The organism is Spirosoma gilvum (genome assembly GCF_054776815.1).
The window spans coordinates 186,531-207,957 of record NZ_BAAHBH010000013.1 but is presented as its reverse complement, the minus strand read 5'-3'; the positions used below and the strand labels follow the sequence as shown (position 1 = coordinate 207,957).

General features: G+C 43.5%; 16 protein-coding genes. 3 read left to right on the top strand and 13 right to left on the bottom strand.

Annotated elements, in window-relative coordinates; genetic code table 11:
• The 4 genes from ACYVFD_RS29320 to ACYVFD_RS29305 form a co-directional block, all read right to left on the bottom strand.
• Positions 1–1,296 (bottom strand): ABC-three component system protein, encoded by a 1,296-nt coding sequence (locus tag ACYVFD_RS29320; RefSeq protein WP_461094080.1) that lies wholly within the window; start codon positions 1,294–1,296, stop codon positions 1–3.
• Positions 1,293–2,351, bottom strand: a complete 1,059-nt coding sequence (locus ACYVFD_RS29315) for a ComEC/Rec2 family competence protein (protein WP_461094079.1) — start codon at positions 2,349–2,351, stop codon at positions 1,293–1,295. Before ACYVFD_RS29315 ends, ACYVFD_RS29320 begins: the two co-directional genes overlap by 4 nt.
• A 427-nt stretch (positions 2,352–2,778) precedes the next feature.
• Positions 2,779–3,189 (bottom strand): PDDEXK nuclease domain-containing protein, encoded by a 411-nt coding sequence (locus ACYVFD_RS29310; RefSeq protein ID WP_461094114.1) that lies wholly within the window; start codon positions 3,187–3,189, stop codon positions 2,779–2,781.
• Positions 3,162–3,881, bottom strand: coding sequence for a DUF1016 N-terminal domain-containing protein (locus ACYVFD_RS29305; protein ID WP_461094078.1), 720 nt, complete (start codon positions 3,879–3,881; stop codon positions 3,162–3,164). Before ACYVFD_RS29305 ends, ACYVFD_RS29310 begins: the two co-directional genes overlap by 28 nt.
• A gap of 344 nt (positions 3,882–4,225) precedes the next feature.
• Here ACYVFD_RS29305 and ACYVFD_RS29300 point away from each other — a divergent pair, with 344 nt between their 5' ends.
• Together ACYVFD_RS29300 and ACYVFD_RS29295 are read left to right on the top strand one after the other, a co-directional pair.
• Positions 4,226–7,630 carry a helicase-related protein gene (locus tag ACYVFD_RS29300; RefSeq protein WP_461094077.1) on the top strand — a complete coding sequence of 1,135 codons (3,405 nt, stop codon included), beginning with the start codon at positions 4,226–4,228 and terminating at the stop codon, positions 7,628–7,630.
• Positions 7,631–7,691: 61 nt separating this feature from the next.
• Positions 7,692–11,027, top strand: a complete 3,336-nt coding sequence (locus ACYVFD_RS29295) for an Eco57I restriction-modification methylase domain-containing protein (protein WP_461094076.1) — start codon at positions 7,692–7,694, stop codon at positions 11,025–11,027.
• Here ACYVFD_RS29295 and ACYVFD_RS29290 read toward each other — a convergent pair.
• A complete protein-coding gene (locus tag ACYVFD_RS29290; protein WP_461094075.1) occupies positions 11,020–11,967 on the bottom strand; it encodes a TaqI-like C-terminal specificity domain-containing protein in 948 nt (315 codons plus the stop codon). The two genes, ACYVFD_RS29295 and ACYVFD_RS29290, sit on opposite strands and share 8 nt — an antisense overlap.
• A 35-nt stretch (positions 11,968–12,002) precedes the next feature.
• On the opposite strand from ACYVFD_RS29290, the gene ACYVFD_RS29285 reads away from it, so the two are divergent.
• Complete coding sequence (locus ACYVFD_RS29285) at positions 12,003–12,605, top strand: master DNA invertase Mpi family serine-type recombinase (protein ID WP_461094074.1); 603 nt, start codon at positions 12,003–12,005, stop codon at positions 12,603–12,605.
• 341 nt (positions 12,606–12,946) lie between these two features.
• On the opposite strand, the gene ACYVFD_RS29280 is transcribed toward ACYVFD_RS29285, so the two are convergent.
• The 8 genes from ACYVFD_RS29280 to ccsA all read right to left on the bottom strand — a co-directional run bounded on the left by ACYVFD_RS29280 (position 12,947) and on the right by ccsA (position 21,308).
• Entirely contained in the window at positions 12,947–13,207 is a 261-nt protein-coding gene (locus tag ACYVFD_RS29280; protein WP_461094073.1) for a transcriptional repressor, read from the bottom strand.
• A gap of 60 nt (positions 13,208–13,267) precedes the next feature.
• Positions 13,268–13,876: a DUF4405 domain-containing protein gene (locus ACYVFD_RS29275; protein ID WP_461094072.1), complete on the bottom strand. Its 609-nt coding sequence runs from the start codon at positions 13,874–13,876 to the stop codon at positions 13,268–13,270.
• 34 nt (positions 13,877–13,910) lie between these two features.
• Entirely contained in the window at positions 13,911–16,334 is a 2,424-nt protein-coding gene (locus ACYVFD_RS29270) for a TonB-dependent receptor domain-containing protein (RefSeq protein WP_461094071.1), read from the bottom strand.
• Positions 16,312–17,661, bottom strand: coding sequence for an HTTM domain-containing protein (locus ACYVFD_RS29265; protein WP_461094070.1), 1,350 nt, complete (start codon positions 17,659–17,661; stop codon positions 16,312–16,314). The genes ACYVFD_RS29270 and ACYVFD_RS29265 overlap by 23 nt, the downstream gene beginning before the upstream one ends.
• A 24-nt stretch (positions 17,662–17,685) precedes the next feature.
• Positions 17,686–18,849: an imelysin family protein gene (locus ACYVFD_RS29260; RefSeq protein WP_461094069.1), complete on the bottom strand. Its 1,164-nt coding sequence runs from the start codon at positions 18,847–18,849 to the stop codon at positions 17,686–17,688.
• A 66-nt stretch (positions 18,850–18,915) separates the two neighbouring features.
• Entirely contained in the window at positions 18,916–20,082 is a 1,167-nt protein-coding gene (locus ACYVFD_RS29255; RefSeq protein ID WP_461094068.1) for a DUF4856 domain-containing protein, read from the bottom strand.
• A 348-nt stretch (positions 20,083–20,430) separates the two neighbouring features.
• Positions 20,431–20,595 (bottom strand): CcmD family protein, encoded by a 165-nt coding sequence (locus tag ACYVFD_RS29250; protein ID WP_461094067.1) that lies wholly within the window; start codon positions 20,593–20,595, stop codon positions 20,431–20,433.
• An 11-nt stretch (positions 20,596–20,606) separates the two neighbouring features.
• The gene (gene ccsA / locus ACYVFD_RS29245; protein WP_461094066.1) at positions 20,607–21,308 is read right to left on the bottom strand and encodes a cytochrome c biogenesis protein CcsA; all 702 of its coding nucleotides are present in this window, start codon (positions 21,306–21,308) and stop codon (positions 20,607–20,609) included.
• Positions 21,309–21,427: the final 119 nt, after the last annotated feature.

The window sequence follows — 21,427 nt, the reverse complement described above, 5'->3', positions numbered from 1 at the left end:
TCAAGCGAATAGCTGTTTATATTCTTCTTTCAGTTTGGCTTTCAGTTGGTTTTCATCAAGCGTGCTATAATCTTTATATTCTATTGACTTAGCAATAATGCATTCTCGCTGAAATGCAGTTAAATGAATTAATTTATGCCCCACGAGCGGGTAGTCTGAAGCTTCATCTATCATTAGCTCATCTCTTGGAATGCTCTGCTCACGAATTATATCGGTAACATAATCTGCAGGGATTACTGAGATAACGGGCGGATTAATTGTGCTTATTATAATTTTACCATCATTATGTAAACCTTTAAAATCAGATTTTATTATATTTTCTAACTCAGTACTCCAGTCTTCTTCAGTATTTGAGAAAATCAATCTATGGCTATTAAATAAATCTTCGATCGTACTATCATCTATTTGAGTTGTTTGATATATATTCATAATTATTAAAAACTCTAACCAGGCTAGCCATAATTTTTTATGATTTAATGAATTTTTGCTTTGATTATGTATTAGTAAACGCTCTTCAAAAAAATCTTTTATATATATTGGAGTTAGTTTGTTAGATACAATTTTATCTGTTATACTTCTGAGGAAATTTCTTGTAAATTTGACATGATTTTCAACCAAAGCGCCAGTTAAAGGCATGACTTGGTTTTTTAAACTTGAAAAGCATTCAAGAAATGACAATGTAATTTTCTCTAAATCCTGATGATATTGTTCTATTATCTCATCATAAAATGTTATTGGCATAAAATCTATGCGGCTTAACATTTCTATTTCGTCATCAACAGACATTCGTCTTTGTATACCAACTAAGAATGTTTTGTTTAATGTTTGTCTTATTACTCCTCCACCAGATTGACCTAGTATTTCACCATAAGTACACGCTTTATTTATTTCAGCTTCTACATATCCAAATTCCTTAATATTTTTTACTTTTAAGGTATTTGACCTAAATGAAAATTTTTGATCTTTTCTAGTATCTGGGTGGCCAATTAATTCGTATGAGTCTAAACGGTTATATTCTTCTCTGTATAAAGCTTCCAAGTTTTCTAAATTTTCAATTTTTATAATAGCAGCATCTTTATCTTTGTTGGAATGTAAAAAAGGAACACCAATAATTTTTAGCTCTTGAGGAATAATATTCCCAAATTCATCTATATACTGCCTTATAACCTTTAAATCTTCTTTGCCTTCTACATTGTGTTTTGCTGTTAAGACATAATCATATTCTTGGCTGTTCGTTTTATACAAACAGCCACTACCTTCACCAACAATAACAGTTAAATTAGCTATTTCATTCATAACAAAATATCACTATTTATCTCTATTGCATTGAACCTATAACTATTAAATTCATCATCTGTAAAAATTTCACGAATTTTCTCTGGATAATTAAAAGCTAGGTTTGAATTCTCTTTATTATTTATTATCCTTGCCAAGCACTGCTTATCTGGTAAGTTATGTATTTTACCATTTGAGGATATTATAAATAAATTTGCTTCTATACAATCCAGCAATTCTTGATTTGTATTTTTTTTACTTCCATGATGCGAAAGTTTTACGAGACCTGCTTTTATTTTATTGTTTTTATCGTACCCAAAGCATTTTAAACCTTTTATTATGTCTGTTGGATGAGCATCTGCTAAAAATAATAAATTTTTACAATCTTTCTTTAATATAAAGGCGATTGAACTCCCATTGTGTATACTTTTATCTTCGCTAAATTTATCTTTTTCGATTAATTCCTTCAACGTTTTCTCATAATCATTTTTTTTAGATGTCAGTAGGTGGGGTATTTCCTTTTCCCATTTACCTAAAAGACTTTTGAGTTTGACTTGACTAGGTGTGAGAATTTGAAATTTTAAATCATAAAAATTGAATTCTTTTCCTTGAGAGATTAGCTCTTCTTGCCAAGTATTTTTTGTTTTGATGTATTCTTCGAAAGTTTGCCCTTCTTCTATGCTTGTATTTGTATTAGTCTTAATGTTTAATTTTATATCATTTTCAATTATTGGTTTTTCTTTGAATTTTTCATTTATTAGTCTACCGCTATTAAACCAAATTTTCTTTACTAATTTATCAAAATTATTTTTAGATTCTACCCATTTTATTATTCCACCGATATGGTCACTATCCACATGCGTAAGTATCAATAAATCAATAAATTGATTCTTGGATTCGATTATATTTAATTCTTTTTTTAACTCACCATCAATAATCTTGCCCTTTTTCCCTTTATATTGATAGGTATTTGGAGTTCCTCCATCAATTAAAATATTTCTTTGTGAATTTTCTGAATCAAAGAAACTTATTAGTAAACAGTCTCCATTTTCAGCTTTTACTATTTTTACTTGCATGATTTCTGTGGATATTTTGGTTTTATTTCTCACTCTTATAATTATCAGATTTCGCTGGTATATACTAAGCCTAATTTTTTTCTCATAGGTCCTGTTATCCGATTAAAACTATATTTTACTACTTATAGAATTTGTCAATAGTTGAACAAATCTATATGATCTTGGTGAAAATTCATGATTGCAGTTCTCCCAACCCTAAATCTGTAGACCTATAGTTTGTTATTAGCTGAGATTTGACAAATCTAGATACCAGACTCATATTGGTAGAGGTCGCCTTTTTCAATCACAGTATAGATAGAGTCACTCATCACAGGTATTGGTGCATAAATGTTAACAAATATGGATAATCTAACTGACAGTATGTTAACATACAGATTTTATCTCGAAAATTCATTCGATGATATTTTCAGTTACTCAAATTAGCCTACTAGCCAGCTTTATAACCTTGGCTTTCTCGCTCGATTAAAGACTTTAGCTCTTCTTTATCAGGCAATTCAGCTAGGTATTGAGAGACAAACACTTCATTTGCCATACCATTGGTGGCATACTCGACTAGAGAATTATCCTTACTGGCACATAAAATGATACCTACAGGCGGATTATCCCCCGTACTCATTTCGTTGGCTTTATAGTAGTTTAAGTATACCGTCATCTGGCCAGCATCCGCGTGGTCGAATTCCCCAATTTTGAGATCGATTAGTACATGGCATTTTAGAATTCGGTGATAAAAAACCAGGTCGATCCTATAGTGACGATTACCGAAACTGATGCGCTTCTGACGAGCCTCAAAGCAGAACCCTCGTCCCAATTCTAATAAGAAATCCTGTAAATTATCGATGATGGCTTTTTTAAGTCGTTTTCGGTGTATTCCGGTTTTTCTTGTAAGCCCAGAAACTCCAGCAGATATGGATTCCGAATCAGGTCTTCTAGGCCAGCCGGCTGATTCTCCTGAATTCGGGCAATCACGGCGGCTTTATCGGTTGACAGGCTGGTGCGTTCGGCCAGAAGCGTTGTAATAGCCCGGTTCAGCTCATGAACCTTCCAATTATTTTTGAGTGCTTCAACCTCATAAAAACGACGAAGTAATGGATTATCGACCTTCAGTAGTTCGACAAAATGAGAGTACGTCAGTCTATCCAGTAATAGTGATGGATTGAGTGCCGGTAAGTCCTGATCAGTACTGGCAGTACTGGTTACGTCTACTTGGCGAATGAGTTCAAAATCAGGTAGTTTGAATTTGGCAGACAGCGTCTGCCAAATTTGAGGATAGGTTAGATAGAACTGGCGATACTGCCGAAGCGAGCGGTCAGATACGCCCTTGATGGAGTACTTTTGTAGTTCAATAGATAAGCGTTTATGTAGTTGTTGGCCGTAAGCTGCGCGGTCTATGCCATGCTGCTCGAACTCAACAATATAAAATCCAAACAGATAGTTACGAAGGGTCAATAATTGATCGGCCTGACGAGCCGCCTGCTGACTAAGCTGCCGATGAAGCCCGTCTAACGTACTAATTAACTCCGTGAATTGCATGAAAGGGTGAGTAAAACGTATTCAATATAGTTAGGAATCAACAAAGGACATCGCAAAAACTGCACACAGTTTTCATATAGTGCGTTTAAGTGGTTCGTTCATTGAATGATCACGCTAAAAGTCGACTATAGTAGCTCAAAGCTGTCAATTATCTACTGGGGCGGCCCTTATAGGTATACTCACAGCTATAACTAAAGTTTGAGCAAACGTAAAATGTAAAAGAATGCTCCTAATCTTAATATAGGTTGTCAAGTTCGGTTTGAAAGCGACAACCTATATTGGGACCGAGACGCTATATTTACCAATTCACTTGTATAACAAAGCCAGGTCTTAAGATTTATTTCATGTCCACCCAACTCTTTACAAACCGGGATGGTAATACGCTGATCAAGAAGTTTGAGGGCGTCTTTACGTATATGCCCGGCATTGCCTGTTTCGATGTACTGGTTGGCTACTTTCGGGCATCGGGCTATTTTCGGGTACGTCCACTTTTAGACCGGATTTCTAAAGTGCGTATTCTAGTGGGCATCGACGTTGATCGACTGACCAAAGATTTTCACGATCGAGGACAAACGTTTCTCAAGGATGGAAACCTAACCCGCGCAGAATTTCTCGCTCAGATTGCTCAGAATATTCATGATGCCGACTATGACAAGCAGACCGAGAACGGTATTATTCAGTTTATTGATGATCTGATTGATCAGAAAATCCAATTGCGGGCACACCCGGAAAAAACGATTCACGCCAAGGTATACATTTTCAAGGGCGACCCGTTCAACGAACACACACCATGTGAGTTTATTACGGGTTCCTCAAACCTGACAGCGGCCGGGTTAGGCATTAACGACAAATCGAACTACGAGTTTAATATCAGTGTCAGAGATTATCCGTTAGTGAAAGCAGCTGCTGACGAGTTTGAACTACTCTGGAATGAGTCGGTGCCTATTCTGAAAGCAGAAGCCGAAAAACTGCGGCAGCGGACGTATCTGCGGGATAATTTTACGCCGTTTGAGCTCTATATCAAAATGCTAATCGAGTACTTCGGGAAGCGGGTCGATTATGATCCATACAATATCGAAATGCTGTTGCCGCTGACCTATTATAAGCTCAAATACCAGACCGATGCGGCAAATCAAGGCTATGCCATTATGATGAAGCACAATGGGTTTATTCTAGCTGATGTAGTTGGACTAGGCAAAACCATTGTGGCCTGTATGGTCATCAAAAAATTCATCTATGAGAACGGAACGCACACCAAATTGTTGGTGGTGTGCCCGCCCCCGCTAATTAATAACTGGAAACGGACAGCCCGCGATTTTCAAGTTGAAAACCATTTGCAGTTCATTACCATGGGCAGCTTGGCTAAAGTACTCGACGAGGAGAACTTCGATTACCACAATGCCGATCAGTATGACCTGATTGTAGTCGATGAGTCGCACAAGTTTAGGAACGATTACACGGGTATGTACCTGCAATTGCAGGAGATTTGTAAGCGTCCACGGGTGCGACGGGCTGAGAATGGCGATGACCGCAAAAAGGTAATGCTCATCTCCGCTACGCCCCTCAATAACAGTCCAGCTGATATTGAGAACCAGCTTTACTTGTTTCAGGATCGACGTAACTCGACACTGGAACGGGTGAGAAATCTTCAGGATTACTTCAAGCCCGTTAAAGACAAATACAAGAAGCTGGCCAGTGAGCCTAAACTCAATATTCAAAAGCTGAAAACCCTGTTTGCCCAACTTCGGAACGATATTGTTGAGCCGCTGGTCATTCGGCGGACACGGCGGGATATCGAAAGCAACACCGATTATCTAGCCGATCTAAAAGGGCAGAACATCAAGTTCCCTAAAGTCAGCGACCCCATAGAGCTCTACTACCGGCTTGATGACGACCTGGCCGACCTATTTTTCGATACCGTTGAGTTAATAACGGGACTCGATGCCGACGGGCAAACCGTCGACGGATTGAAGTATTACAGGTATCGGGCTATTGAGCACCTGACCCGCGACGAAGACCGGAAACAGTACGGCAACGTAGAAAGTATTTCCGAACGTCTAGCTGGCATTATGCGGATTCTGCTGGTCAAGCGGCTCGAAAGTTCGTTCCACGCTTTTCGCGGTTCGCTCACCCGGCTCAACAAAGCCATTGACAACATGCTGACTATGTTTGTCAATGACCGGGTGTTTGTGGCTCCCGACCTCGATGTAAACAAGCTCTTGGAAGATGGTTATAGCTACGACGAAATTGAAGAACGAATCACGCTAAGTAATCTAAACCCGTCGAAAGGGAGCAACAATCGCGAATTTAAAGCTGCTGATTTCGACGCAGCCTTTCTTGATTTACTGAAAACCGAGAAAGAAAAGGTTGCTAACTTATTGAATCGGTGGAAACAGGTTCACCAAGATCCCAAACTGGAAGAGTTTATCGACCAACTGAAGAACAACTTTCTCAGTAAGAAAACGAACCCCAGTGGCCAACTAGTCATTTTTACCGAATCGACAGAAACGGCGGCCGATGTACAGCGATGTATGGAGGAAAAAGGGTATGGCAAAATCCTGAGTGTGAGTTCAGCCAATCGGAAAGAATCGGAGATGGCTATTCGGATGAATTTTGATGCCAACGTACCTGAGGAGAAATGGCAGCACGATTACGATATCGTGATTACAACAGAAGTACTGGCCGAAGGTGTTAACCTACACCGTGCCAATGTAATTATCAATTACGATGTACCCTGGAACTCGACCCGGCTCATGCAGCGTATTGGCCGGGTAAACCGGATTGGCACCCGCGCTGACGCAGTGTATGTTTATAACTTTTATCCGTCGGCGCATGGCGACGATGAAATTAAGCTGGTAGACACGGCCCTGCGGAAACTCCAGGCATTTCATACAGCCTTTGGTGAAGATAATAAGGTGTTCTCTCGACTTGAAGAGGTAGGCGAAGGCGCGCTGTACGGTGTTAAGATCCAGCAGGAAGAAAGCGAAACGGAGAAGTACCTCACCTTTCTGCGTCAGTACCGGCAGAAACACCCGAAGCGGTTTAGAGACATTGCCCAGATTCCAAATAAGGCGCGTTGCGGCCGTAACGAAGCTAATGTACCTGCGTCAAACCGCCCCGCTTTCGATGAAGACGCGCTAAACCCGGGGAGCCGGGCCACGTACCCGATGGCGCAAACCTCGCTAACGTACCTGAAAAGCGACAATCATCCCGGTACGTTTTGCCTTGTCCCCCTTCAAGGGCAGCCCATTGAACTGTCTTTTTTACAGGCCGCTAAACTCTTTGAAGCTTCGGACATTGAAAAAGCCATAGCCCTCCACAAAGAACATCATCAGCAAACGTTGGCTGGCTTGGAGTACTTTAAAACTGACAAAGTTCAACAGGACATTCAGAGCCAGATCGTTAACCGGCAACAACTAAGCCCAGTTGAAAACAAGGCCATTACCAACCTGATTTTCATGGCCAAACATGCACCAACCGAACAGAAGCGCAACGCGCTGAACCGGTTTGTGAAGTCGATTAAGGATGGCAAATTTGCCTCGAAAGGAATGCCCAAAGAAGTGGTTGATTTCTACGAGGCTAACAAGAAGATGGCCGCCAATCCGCCCGTCTATCTCGACGCGCTATTTGCTCAGGTACTTGACCGCTATGCTATTTCGGCCGATGAGCAACCCGACGAGGGCGGAATTGTGCGACATCAACGGGCAATTATCAATCCTAAAATTGTGCTGACTGTCAGCTTTACGTAATTCCTATCCCTACATACTCGCTCATTCCAGTATAAACGGATGAGCACTTAACCGTCACACCATGCCTGGAAAACTACACCTTCAATCTGTACTGAATCAACCTTACGACCGCGTTACATTTGTACGCGAAATACTGAGTTCTATTTTCGGCGGGCGACTCACGGCCTACTCGCCCGCCATGGCCCAAACCAACTTCACCGTCACCGAACAAAAATTAATACAGTCGGTAGACCATTATGCTGACCTGACGCTCGACGACGGTTCCAACCTGCGGTGCTTTGAGATTCGGCTTCAGCCGCAGATACGTATCGAGCAGAGCAGAGTGGGTATACAGCAATATGTACGTAAGTTGCTAACAGCCGGGCAGGCAGTGCTAGTGAATTTTATAGCAACGCTGGCCAACGGACAACCCGACCCGGCGCAGCCTTGGCGTCTAACGCTTGTAGCCAAAGACACGGCGCTCATCGAAGGCGAAATTAAAGACCGCCCCACCCATGCCAAACGGTATACATACCTGCTGGGGCCGGGCCAGGCCTGCCGTACAGCCGCCGAACGGCTGGTGAAGCTCTACGAACAAACCAGGCTTGATTTTGCATCCCTGGTGCAGACATTCGAGGTAGAGGCTTTGAGCAAGACGTTTTTTAAAGAATATAAACGCCACTACGAAGCCGTAAACACGTACCTAAATGGTTCGGCATTTCGAGCTTCGATATTTAATAACGACGAAAAAGCCATTCGCGACTGGTCGAAAAAACTGCTGGGGCGGGTAGTATTTCTATATTTCGTGCAGAAAAAAGGGTGGCTTGGGGCCAGTAGCACCACCTATCAGGATGGTAACACGCGCTATACTGTGAATTTCCTGACCGATATGTTTCACCAGGCAGGCGCCAACGATGCCTTTTACCCGACCTGGCTCAGCACACTCTTTTTTGAGACCTTGAACTGCCCCCGACCTAATGACGACTTTACGATGCCCGACGGCAGTCACGTGAAGGTACCGTTTTTGAACGGGGGGCTGTTTGACCGCGACGTGCCCGACCATAATGACCCGATTCCGCTACCCGCGCGCCTGTTTCATAACGAACAAAACCCAGACGACCCGGCTCTGCGTGGCTTTCTTGACTTCCTGAACAGCTATAACTTCACGGTACACGAAGACAGTCCCGACGACCATTACGTGGCCGTTGATCCCGAAATGCTAGGCAACATCTTTGAAAACCTACTCGAAGACAACAAAGACAAGGGTGCGTTCTATACGCCCAAGGCCATTGTACATTACATGTGTCAGGAGAGCCTGATCGAATATCTGCACGCAGCTCTTAAAGTACCAAAGCACCGCGCTGACCTCGCTGATTTTGTGAATACCAAACTGGCCAACGCCTTTGTACTGGCCAATGCCACTGCTATCAACAGCCTACTCGACTCGGTGAAAATCTGTGACCCGGCCATTGGCTCGGGGGCATTTCCAATGGGACTGCTCCAGGAGATTTACCAATGCAAACTGGCCCTGCCCGGCAACACTAACCACGCCGAAATTAAGCTCAACATCATTCAGAATTCAATATACGGTGTTGATATTGAGCGCGGTGCAGTAGATATTGCCCGGCTGCGGTTCTGGCTCTCGCTGGTCGTAGACGAAGAACGCCCCCGCTCGCTTCCCAACCTCGACTATAAGATTGTGGTAGGTAACTCGCTGGTAAGCAAGCTCGACAACGAGATTCTGACCCTTGACTGGACATTGCGTGGCAACATTGGAGCCGAGCAGGAGATTGTGAATCTCACCAAACAGCTGGGCCAGAAGCAACGCGCTTTCTTCACAGCCTCGGACGACAAAGCCACGGCCCAACGCGATATTCGCGACCTGAAAATTGACCTATTACTAGCACAAATTAACCTCGACCGCGCCAAGCTGTTGGCTAAAATGCCGGCCACAAGTCTGTTTGGCGTATCGGCCAAAGACCAGAAGCTACACATGACGTTACAGCAACAGTTACAAGGCGTTGACGACACTATTCGCAAGCTAAAAACCCTGCGGCAGGACCCCACCAAATCCTTGCCATACTTTGACTGGCGGCTCGACTTCCCCGAAGTGCTCAACCCGCACGTCACCGAGAATATAGGCTTTGATATTGTAGTTGGCAACCCGCCGTATGTACAGATTCAGAAGTTAGATGAGCCTACTAAAGCCGCTCTTGAAAACCAGAAGTATGAGACATACACCCGGATGGGCGATCTGTACCAATTATTCTACGAGTTAGGACTAAACGTCTTAGTGCCAGGAGGCCATTTGTGTTTCATCACTAGCAACAAGTGGATGAAAGCTGGTTATGGGCAAACGCTACGAAAATATCTGGCCGATAAGCACAATCCACTTCAATTACTCGACTTTGGTGGCGTTCAGGTGTTCGATGCCACTGTAGATACAAATATTCTGTTAGTCGAAAAAGCTCCATACAGTGGCAAGACCCAAAGTGTAGTGTTTTCAAGGGAGTTGAAACAGATGGGGAATATCAGCGATTTTGTCAAGCAGTATAGCCAGTCGGTTCCCTTGAGTAACCCCGACGCAGGCTGGGCAATTCTCTCATCTGCTGAGACGCGTATCCGCCGAAAAATCGAGGAAATGGGCAAGCCGCTTAAAGAATGGGATATTCAAATCAACTACGGGATTAAAACTGGATTTAATGATGCCTTTATCGTCGATGGGGCAACTAAAGATGAGTTAATCCGACTTGATCCGAAATCAGCCGAAATTATACGTCCAATTCTCAAAGGCCGAGATATTAAACCCTTTTATGCTGAGTTCAGCGACCGATGGGTAATTTTCACAAGAAGGGGAATAGATATAACCACTTATCCAGCAATACACGAGTATCTGTTTGCTTTTAAAAAAAGGTTAGAACCTAAACCTGATGAATTTTTAGGTTCATGGACTGGCCGTAAAGGTGGTAAGTACAAATGGTATGAGATTCAAGATAGTGTGGATTATTGGAGATCTTTTGACCAAGAAAAGATTGTTTGGTTAGAAATATCTGACGTACCAAAGTTTTGTTTTGACGACAAAAAATTCTTCATCGAAGCCACTGCATTCTTTCTTGTTGGGCATCATCTTCACTATCTGCTTTGCATTCTTAACTCAAAGCTTTCCCAATGGTATCTAGACAAAATCACTGCTAGTACAGGAGCGGGAACTAATCGGTGGAAGAAAGTTTATTTAGAAAAGATTCCTGTCCCAGAAATATCTTATTCGGAAAATTTACAATTCAAGGAACTGGCACAACAGATAATCGCGACCTCTAGCAGGGGATGTTCTATTACACATCTTGAGGCAGAAGTGAACTATCTGATCTTCAAGAAGTATGGCCTAACTGATGAAGAGCAGTTTTACCTACTCAAATGAATCCTGATGATTTAATAAACACAATCTCCGATTCAGATAGATTATACATATTATAAATTTGAGAGTCCAGTTCACTTTCTAATGTTATTGTGTTAAGACATTTCTGTTTTTTCACTAAAATTTCATCAACTAGAGAAGAGATTTCTTGCTCAGTATTTACTGTTGGTTTCTGTATATTAATTTGTTCAAAAAATATCTTTCGTAGCTCACGTCTATCCTCTCCAAGATCAGGAAAATACCCTTTAAAAATTGCTTTAAATAAGCTAGAATTTAAAAAGGCTACAAGGTATTTTAAACGTTCACCAACGATGAAGAATGTTTTATTATTGAGGTAGTACTTAGATTCATCATATACGAAAGGTAGGAACTTGGTAATCTCAGGATAAATGATCTTAGGTTTATCCAAATCTTCAAAGTATGCAATATTGTCCTGTATCTCGAACCATTTATATGCTCCTGGTTTCCTACCGGTAATTGCTCCATTCTGCTTTGGCAATAATTCCTTGTAAAATTGTTGTAGATGAAACCTAATAGCAGGGTATTGATCAATATCGATTCCTCTACGCGTGAAAATCAACCACTTATCAGAAAATTCAGCTTGGTATGCTTTAATGTCTCTCCCTCTAAGAATTGGACGTATAATTTCAGCTGATTTCGGATCAAGTCGGATTAACTCATCTTTAGTTGCCCCATCGACGATAAAGGCATCATTAAATCCAGTTTTAATCCCGTAGTTGATTTGAATATCCCATTCTTTAAGCGGCTTGCCCATTTCCTCGATTTTTCGGCGGATACGCGTCTCAGCAGATGAGAGAATTGCCCAGCCTGCGTCGGGGTTACTCAAGGGAACCGACTGGCTATACTGCTTGACAAAATCGCTAACCCTATAAATTAGTCCAATAATTGTCGAAATAAGGGAATACCCCTTTATTATAGACATATATTGCTAAACTTAAATCAGTTAGCAATAAACCTATGATTTTTGCATACATCAGGGTTAGTACAGAGAAGCAGAATACCGAAAATCAACGTTTTGAGCTTCAGCGGCTTGCTGATGAACGACAATGGAGCATTGATCAATGGACTGAGGAAACGATTAGTTCAATGGAAAAATTGGAAAGTAGAAAACTGTTTCCTTTGCTTAATTACCTGCGAGCTGGTGATATGCTAATTGTTACGGAGCTATCTCGATTGGGCCGTAACCTAATGCAGATCATGCAGATACTTCATTTTTGTATGGAACGCGATGTGATGATATATACCGCTAAAGAGCGGTATGAGTTGGGAAATAATATAAACTCCAAGGTACTGGCTTTTGCGTTTGGCTTGTCAGCAGAGATTGAGCGGAATCTAATCTCTCAACGAACTAAAGAAGCCTTGGCGCGTCGTCGGGCTGAGGGTAAAATTCTGGGCCGTCCTAAGGGTCGTAAGTCAAAGTATCTGAAACTTCACGGTAAAGAAGATGAAATTCGCAGCTTGCTTGACAAACGAATTTCGGTTTGTGGCATCAGCCGTATATTGGGTGTTCATCGAATGACTCTAAGTAGTTATATTAAGCATAAAAATTTGATGAGTTAACATAAGGCAACTTAATCTTTTATGCTCTCTCTAGTAGGACCAATCGCCAATATTCGACCAAAAAAAGCCTATGACATGTTAAAATCGTGAACTATTAAATTGAACGGTTTTATTGAACGCAAAAAGGGCCGTTTCTAGCCACTTCCCTCCTACCCGGTCACCGTTCAGAAAAAGGTCCGATTCCAATCAGGACAAGATACCAAAAAACAGGCAAAATTTATTGATAGCGTTTAATCAATATAGCAACCCTAAACCGCTTTTGTGCTACTATGTGCCATCTATTTGCCCTTGGAATATTTTAAATTCCATTGTATTTAGCATTGTCAAATATAAGATGATGTTTATTGGCTCAAGTTATCAATTTTCGCATGGATTCGGTACTGAATGCTACGCCCAGCCCCTTTACTTTTTAAAACAATCCCTTCCTCAGCTAACTGGTTTAAGGCCGCGTAAATCGTACCAAGCCCAATTCGAATCTGTTGATTGCGGAGTTGTAAGTAAACTGATTCAGGATGGATTGAAGCGGGATACTTCATAATCAATTGCCTGATTAAGTCCCGACGGGAAGCAAGTCGAGTTTTATTTTTGCGGTTCCAATTCATTAGACGACGTGTTTCATGTTTACACATTGATAAAAATGAACCTTACGTTTGGCTTTCTATTTACGGAAAGGCGCTCTTAGCAAGCGGTAACGGAGCAGTTTGTTGAGCAGCCACTTTCCACTGGGCACCCTCTAAGAGGAGCACTTGGGTAAACTGGAATCTAGTGGTGTCTGGTTTAGGGTGTGAGGCTTGGCCCTGAGCTATAATCACATTATCGGCTAGAACTTTAGTAGTGTCAAATTGGATCGTTTGGGCATCTGTCTGTGCGTACTGGACTAACATCTGCCGGGTGATTGAATCAATTTGGGGTTGGGTCAGGGCTTCTTTGGCTGGTTTCTTGGGGCGGAATGCATTTTTCCCCGCGTTAGCCAGATCTTTAAAGACAGGCCAGTCGGCGGCAATACCGACGACAAAGACCAAAACGATCAGAGTAGGCAACACTAATTCAAGTTGAATTCGGCTTGTTTTTCGACTCCAGGAATATCCCTTTAAAGATGCCCAGTTATTGGCAATGTGAAAAACAGCCACCCCGAAGAATAATATCCCGAACCAGGCATGCGTGTGATCAATGATGTGATTACCCTGCCCGAGATAGATCAGCAGGCCTGTTACGGAAAGAACGATAAATACGGCCGCAACGGATAGGCTAACGAGATTTTTTGATTTCATAAGTCATTAAAAATGAATCCACTCAAAGGGTACATCAGAGTTTTACCTGTAGCGTAACGTATAGGCTTCGTCCATCGGATGGCAGAATTCCGGGCCCGGGATAACCGGTTGCCCGGCGGGTGAAATAAGCGCGATTAGTGAGGTTGTTCAAACTACCCTCTAGCCGAAATCGTCGAAACTGATACGATACGCTGGCATCCATAATCGCATACGCCGGAATCAGACCGATGACCGCCGAAACACCCCCATCCGTAGCATTGGTGGCGTCCGAAAATTGATCTGATAGATAGGTGTATTGGAAGGAAGCTTTCAGATTTTTGTATCCCAGACGCAAGCCGCTTTTCAGGTTTAGGTTGGGCACAAACTCCACCTGTTTTCCGGCTACCCCCGCAATCTCGCTGGCTTTGTATTCAGAATGAATCAAGGCCACATTAGCGAATAATACGCCACTAAGTTGCTGTTCCGTCGGATTGGCGATTCGGTAAAAATCCGCTTCAGCATACGATTCCAGACCGACAATTACCGCTTGGCCAATATTACCCCGGCGACGTAGAACACGGTCGTTCTGGTCAGCGAACTGCACTTCGCCGATGCGGTTATTATAGTTAAGATAAAATGCGCTGATGTCAAAATTATACAGCGTGGTTTGGGTACTCCGAATGCCTACATCCAAAGAGTAACCCTTTTCATCCTGAAGATTGGGATCAATCACGGACGAAGGATTCGCAATCCGCATATCGCTAAAGGTAATGGAGCGATAGTTCTGCGATAGATTGCCATAGATATCCAGTAATGGTGACGGCTTATAACTTATGCCAAGTCCACCCAATAAAAACTGCCGGCCATTCTGACGAGCTTCAGCCGTACGGACTGCATTAATAATATTGCCGGCCAGATCGCGGGTGACCGTTCCATAGAAGCCGTTGGCCGTCGTCTGAATGTATTCGAACCGAACACCGGGCGTAATGGACAATTTATCGCTTAGATAAAGAATATGTTCGGCAAACAGGGATACGTTTCGATTCGGGAATTGGTAATCGGAAGCAATGGCTTGCTCAGTATCCACATAAGAAAAATTGGCGTCTCGTCCGGTGCTGCCGAGTCCCTGAATACTGTGGTTGTATCCGTGATAATACCGACTCCCCACTAGTAAAACGGCCTGCTTTTTAGCCAGGTAGTATCGCTTTAAATACCGAGCTTCAGCTCCATAATTCTGAAAGTCGCCCTTAATTAAATCACGCTCACTATTGTCATCAATACTAGCCACGCGATTGGGTCGAAATCCTAACGAATACCGGTAAGCATATAATCCAAATACTCGCAGATTGAACTCAGTAGTCGTATTGAATTTGTGATCGAAATGCAGGGCAGGCATAGTCCAATTTACCTTGAACCAGTTACGCTCTCGATTGCTCTGCCGGGAATTCTCCCGAAACATATCATCCGTCAACCCACCAGGCTGCTGGGCCAGATAACTCATCTGGGTAATTTCGACTCCCAGCGTTGTATGTTCGGAGAAACGGTAATCCAGATCGGCAAATGCGGTATAATTGGTAAAATTGGAATTGGGTCGCCAGCCTCCCCCTGTTTTATACTGAAAAAACGTATAATAACTTAGCTTCCCCACCGTCCCACTAGCACTAGTGAAAGCATTATAAAAGCCAAATGATCCAATCGTTTGCCGAAGTGTCAGCTCCAGTTTTCGGTCGGTTATGGGCTTTTTCATTACGAAATTGATGAGGCCGCCAAACTGCGTTCCGTACTGAAGCGAGGCCGCTCCCCGCACGATCTGAATCCGTCCAACGGCCTCGATGGGTGGTGTGTAGTAACTCTCTGGATAGCCCAACGCATCGGCACTAATATCATAGCCGTTCTGGCGCACGTTAAAGTTGGCGCTTCGGTTGGGATCGAGGCCACGTCCGCCGATGCTGAGCTGGAGACCTGCCCCTTCATTTTCCCAGATATTGAGTCCAGCGACCCGGGCATAAATCTGTCGTGCGTTATTAGTCGACAGGTTCGCTACCAATTGCTCCGGAATAATTACCTCCGATTTCTTTCCCTCATAAATCCCCATACTTTCCACGCCCCGCATTCGAGTAAACCCAAAATCAGATTGCTTATCGGTGACGGTTACTTCGTCTAACGTTTCAAGCCGACTGACTACTCGGATGATTACTTGCTGATCGTGTCCCTCAATTCGTGTTGAATAGCTCGTCGCTTTAAAATCAGGGGCACTGGTCTGGATTATGTACTGCCCATTGGGTAAATTGGTAAACACAAACCTGCCTAAACTATCAGTGGTGGCGGTTCGTTTACCACCATTCAAATAAAGGATGCATCCTTTTACGGCGGTACTATCGTAACGGGCTTGCAAGAGCCCCGTCAATTGATGCTGCGCCAAAACAGCCGTTGAAAAAAGGCAAAAAAAGGCCAGCCTAAAACCCGTAAATTTTGTCATCGAATGAGGTGATCCATGATTTAGGTGCGAACGAATCGGTTTCGCTGGCCAAATCCGTTAGTGGAGAGATAAGCGGTTTACCCAGCCGGCCGTTCAAGGCGACGTAGGAATCAACGTACACATGCGGCTTCTCAAAACCGCGTTGAGCATAATAGTCCCGGAGTAAATGGGCATATTGCAACAGCATATCGGGCTGCGTGGCCATCATTTTTTCCTGCAATGGGGTCAGGAATTGGGTATTGTTTACCATAATTTGGTGTCCAACATCGTCCTTGACCGTAAACTGCGCATACCCTGCTTTTTCCATCAACATCACTCGCCACGAAAATCGGTAACCTTCTTCGCTCCAGAACAACTCGCCCGGATAGAGCAGATACCGAAATGGAAACAGGATTTGCCAGACGAAGAAAAGGGCCAACCCAGCTTGGAGGGCCTTTGCTGAAAACGGACTATAGGTATAGGTTCCATACGACAAAAGAAAAGTCTTTGGAATGAAAAGTAGCCGACTGATTCCCTTAAGGATTGTCTGGTGAGAATCAGCAGAGAAGAAAATCAATGCTGTTACAATCATGATGTAGGGAAACATACCGATGGGAAACAACAGAGCAGTTAAACCATGAAAGACAAGTACGGCGGCATAGGCCCAGCCGAGCGTTCGTGAATGCCAGAGTAAAAAAGGTATACTCAGATCGTAGATACAACCAAACCAGCTGAACGCCTTAGGTACCCAAGGATAATTAAATAGGAACCCTAACAAAGGCAGGTCGTTATGGGCCGGTAACCAGATGCGAAGGGGCAATGCATGAAGCAACCAGTCACTATTCATTTTGGCTAGACCCGCAAAAAAATACAGGAGTGCAACCAATAGCTTCAAACAGTCGATGCACCAGGCCGGAATTTGATCGGCTTGCAGTCTACGATTCCGGAAAACATCCACTGAAAAATAAACGTGAGCGGGTAGGACGATCAGCAATAAACAGACCAAACTCGTGAAATAGTAATGGTTCAGGTAGGTGCTCTTGTCGATCAGTTCGATGTAGGTAAAACTCAAAAACAAGCTTACGCTGGCAACTCGGTAAAATAAACCCACCGCCACCAGCAATGCCGACAGACCACAAACCCCAAAAAGAACGTAACTATACTCCCCTAGCGGCTTAATTCCTTCAAAGCCATAGAACGGGAAGAAAAAACGAGGCTGGATGTACAACTCCCGAATCCAGTCGTTACTCCAGAAACGGATAATGCTCACTACTAGCATTATCCCGAAAGCCAATCTAAATACTGCCAGTGGCGCGGCTGATGTGGTTTTCTGAAAATACTCCCGCATTCGTTTATCCAGTATAGACTTTGGTTAATCTCCGTCGTTATCCGTATAGGTGATGGTAATGCTCATGGCCGAGGTCATATCGACTTTTAGCATCCGAACTACTTTTTGCATTTCGGTGTAGACCGCAACCACAGCGGCATTATTGGTCTTGACTTCGTCGGCTATACTGGGCTTAAGTGCGCTCAATTTCTGATTGATCACATCGAACTGAGCATTCACAATCTCGACCAGCGATTTCCCTGTTTGGGTGTCCTTGGCACCGATACCGTTTAAGTAGGTCTTTAGGCTTGGCCCTTCCACACCCGTTTTCACCCCTTTCCCATTAAATAAGTCGACAGTAGCTTGCTGGGCTGTCTTGGCTAGAATCAGGGATAAATCCTTTTTGTAATAGGCTTCCACTTTCTCAGGAGCTATCTGCCCCAATGTATTTGCCGTGGCACCGGACGGAAAGCCAATTTTTCCTGAACGGATGTAGCGTTCGTAATTAAGCACGTACCCATTAATCAGTTTTCCCGTTGAGCAACCCGCATTTAGAGCCGTGCAATTTACAAACGTATCGCGATAGCCGCCCGTCGTCCAACCTGTGTACACGGTGGTGAACATAGCATTCATTTGGGTTGTAAGCCGTTTTAGATAGGCTATTCGCTTAGCTGCATCAGCAGCTGTTGTAAAGCGAGCAACAATAGCTTCATCGGTTGTTTCCAAGCCATTAATAAGGTAATCGATGGCCGGAAACCCCTGTTTAGGATACGAAGCTGGAACGTCAAACGTACCTGAGCCTGCTGCAATGTAGGCTTCGACGCCAGCCACATCGGTCGGGTAAATATTAAAGAAGTTACGCAGGGTATATTGTTCAGCTGGCCCAACATCAAACAGTTCCACTTTTTGCCATTCGGTATAGGCGTCCACCCAGGCCTGCCGAAAATCAGCTAAGGTCGTTTTGTTTGGGGTACTGGCAAACACATCCGATTTGGCAACCATAGCCTCGAATTTCGTCTTGAAATTCGCGTAGCTGGGCAGGATGATATTATCAGCAATATTGGTCAGCATGGCCTTTCGGTCGCTACTCGCCTGATCTGTTGTTCCCGTACCGGGCGTCGGCGTGTCTGAATTACCACCTCCACAGGCCCATAGTAAACCGATCATTCCAACCACAAAACCAACCCATTTCCACGATAAATATTTCATAAATAAATAGGGAACTGACGAGTGATATACAGCTATCCTCGACAGTTCCCGATTGATGGTTCGTGTTTATAAATTGAATTTCGTTTTGATGGCAGCCGAAGCGGCATCAATCTTGGCATTGGTCAGCCCCCAGAAACCGTTTGGCGTGGTGTAGACTAAATTCGCAAGGACACCATCCGAAAAGGTGGCATCTCCCCCGCTCAATTTGGCATACCGAAGGCTATAAATAAACCCGATTCCTTCACCTATTGCATGAGCGGCAGCAGAGGTATTTGTCCCAGCCGTTTTCCATTTTGCCAAATAACCTAAAGCCGAGTTGGCGACTGCTTTTTCAAAAGCCGACCGAAGGAATGCAACCTGGGTTTTCAGCGTCGCTGCGTCATTGTTGACAATGGCAGCCCGTCCTTTTAGCAAGGCTGGGTAGACTTTTGGGAAATCGGTGTTATTGTATTCCCAGATATAGGATCCGATGAAACTTTCGCCCGATGAGGTCGTTGTCGCTTTGGTGCCATAAATGGGATTGGCGGTTAGGATCCCATAAATCTCGTCCCAGTTTTGTTCCAGCGCGGTGTAATTCTTACCCGTCACCAGCGTCGTATTATCCAGCGAAAGATTCTTATCGCTCAATAGTACATTGCTTATATAATCAAGCTGAAAACCACCAATTAAGCCTTTTTGGATCACCTGATTCAACTCAATTCCTTTCTCATCGACCAGGTACGTTCCTAATTTACCCGCTTTCCCTTCCGCAGCGGTAGCGGACACGGATTTGCTGGCAGCCGCCAGCTCAGTAAAACTACTAGCAATGGTTGCGCGCTCTTTTTCAGCCTCGGCAGTCGCCAGCGACGAAGCGGTTACGTTTCGCAACTGAAGACCCGTTGTATTTAAAGCCGCATCCGTACCCGAATAGGGGCTGCTGGCATTAGCAAACATATTGTTAAGCACTGCAGCATCAACCGAACCATTGGCCGTAATCGTACTGCTGCTATAGGTATTCATGGCCCGGAACATCTTTAACCGGTTAGCACCTGTAGTTAGGTCAACGGTTTTAGCCCCAGAGTTATCGACAAAAAAGTTTGCGTATGTCGTCGTATCGGTCAGTTTAGTATAATCAATGGACTTCCGGAGTTGGGGAGTGACTGTCGTTGGATTATCATTCTTGGAGCAGGCAGAGAAAAGGAAAGCCAAGAGAAAAGCGAAAAGAATTTGAGTTGTGTGTAAGTGATACTTCATGGTAATTGAGGTTGTGTTTCATTAGACTGATTCTAAAGAATGACACAAAACAGCAACTGAATTCTGAAGCAATTCTGAAGTTGCCTCCAAAATTGACCGCAATCAGCCACAAGTAAACGTACGGAATTACACAACGAAACTGGGAGTTCTGTTTTCATTTCCAAATCGACATTACAAAATTCTACTAGTTGTAATCCATAATTCTAATGATTGTCAGCCACTCAATTAAGGCGATTCAACGCTGGATGGATAAATGGAGCGGCTGAGTCGATTGCAATGAAGTAGACCCGTTAAAATGAGCAACTAACGGTCCACATTTTAGGATAGAATCCTGATCAGCTTGGTAAACTATAACCTATTTTCTAGCCTAGTTTCGGTTTTCCTTCTGAGTTTATGGACTCGGTGACCAGTCCGTACCAAATAATACAACCAGCCTAGTAAGACAATGAAGATGACAGTGATGACTACCCATAGCTTTCCATCGCTACGCAGTGTTTCGGTAAGGTTAAGCATTGATAAGAAAGCTAATTAGTCTGCTGAATATCCATTGATTTTGTCTCTTCCTGAGACTCGTCTAGTAGTAGTTCCAGTCGTCGGAGACGGACCCGTAACTGAGTCATCCAAAGACCCAGCAGCGTAAAACCAATAAATGCTGGTCGTATAATGGCCTTGATCGATGCATCTGAGTCATATTGGTTAAAACCAGGGTTGCCTCCATTACCTGGATGCAATGAGTCCGTTAACCGAGGTAGGATCAGAATCAAGGGAATGAATACGGCAAAGGCGAAGATGTTATACACCGCCGAAATGCGGGCCCGTCTTTGTTCATCATCAAATGAACCTCGCAGGACAAAATACGCCAGATAAAGCAGCATGCCTACGGCTACACCGTTGGTTTTGGGATCGTTTGGCCACAAATCTCCCCAGGCAAAATAGGCCCAAACCGAACCGGTAATACAACCCAGAATACCAAATAAAATGGCGGTATTCGCAAATTCATGCGCAACGATATCATCGTCCGTTTTTCCTTTTCGTAGGTAGCGTATAGAGTAGATCGTAGATAGCAGTAACATAGCCATCATCGCAATCCAGCAGGGCGGATGGAAAAAAGCATTTCGGATTGCTTCGTGCAAAATGGGCAGCCGGGGAACAGGCCGAATGAGTCCCGCGATGAAGACATAGGCAAGTATGAGAACCGTTAAGGCTTTCCACCAATGTTTTAGCATAGCTATAGACTAAACAATAAACGCAATTTTAATTGGCAAAGTAGCAAGGTAAGATAGGAAGCTCAAATTGCTACTGTCAAACTCGCCTGAATAATGATTAACTGCATAAAAATAAACAG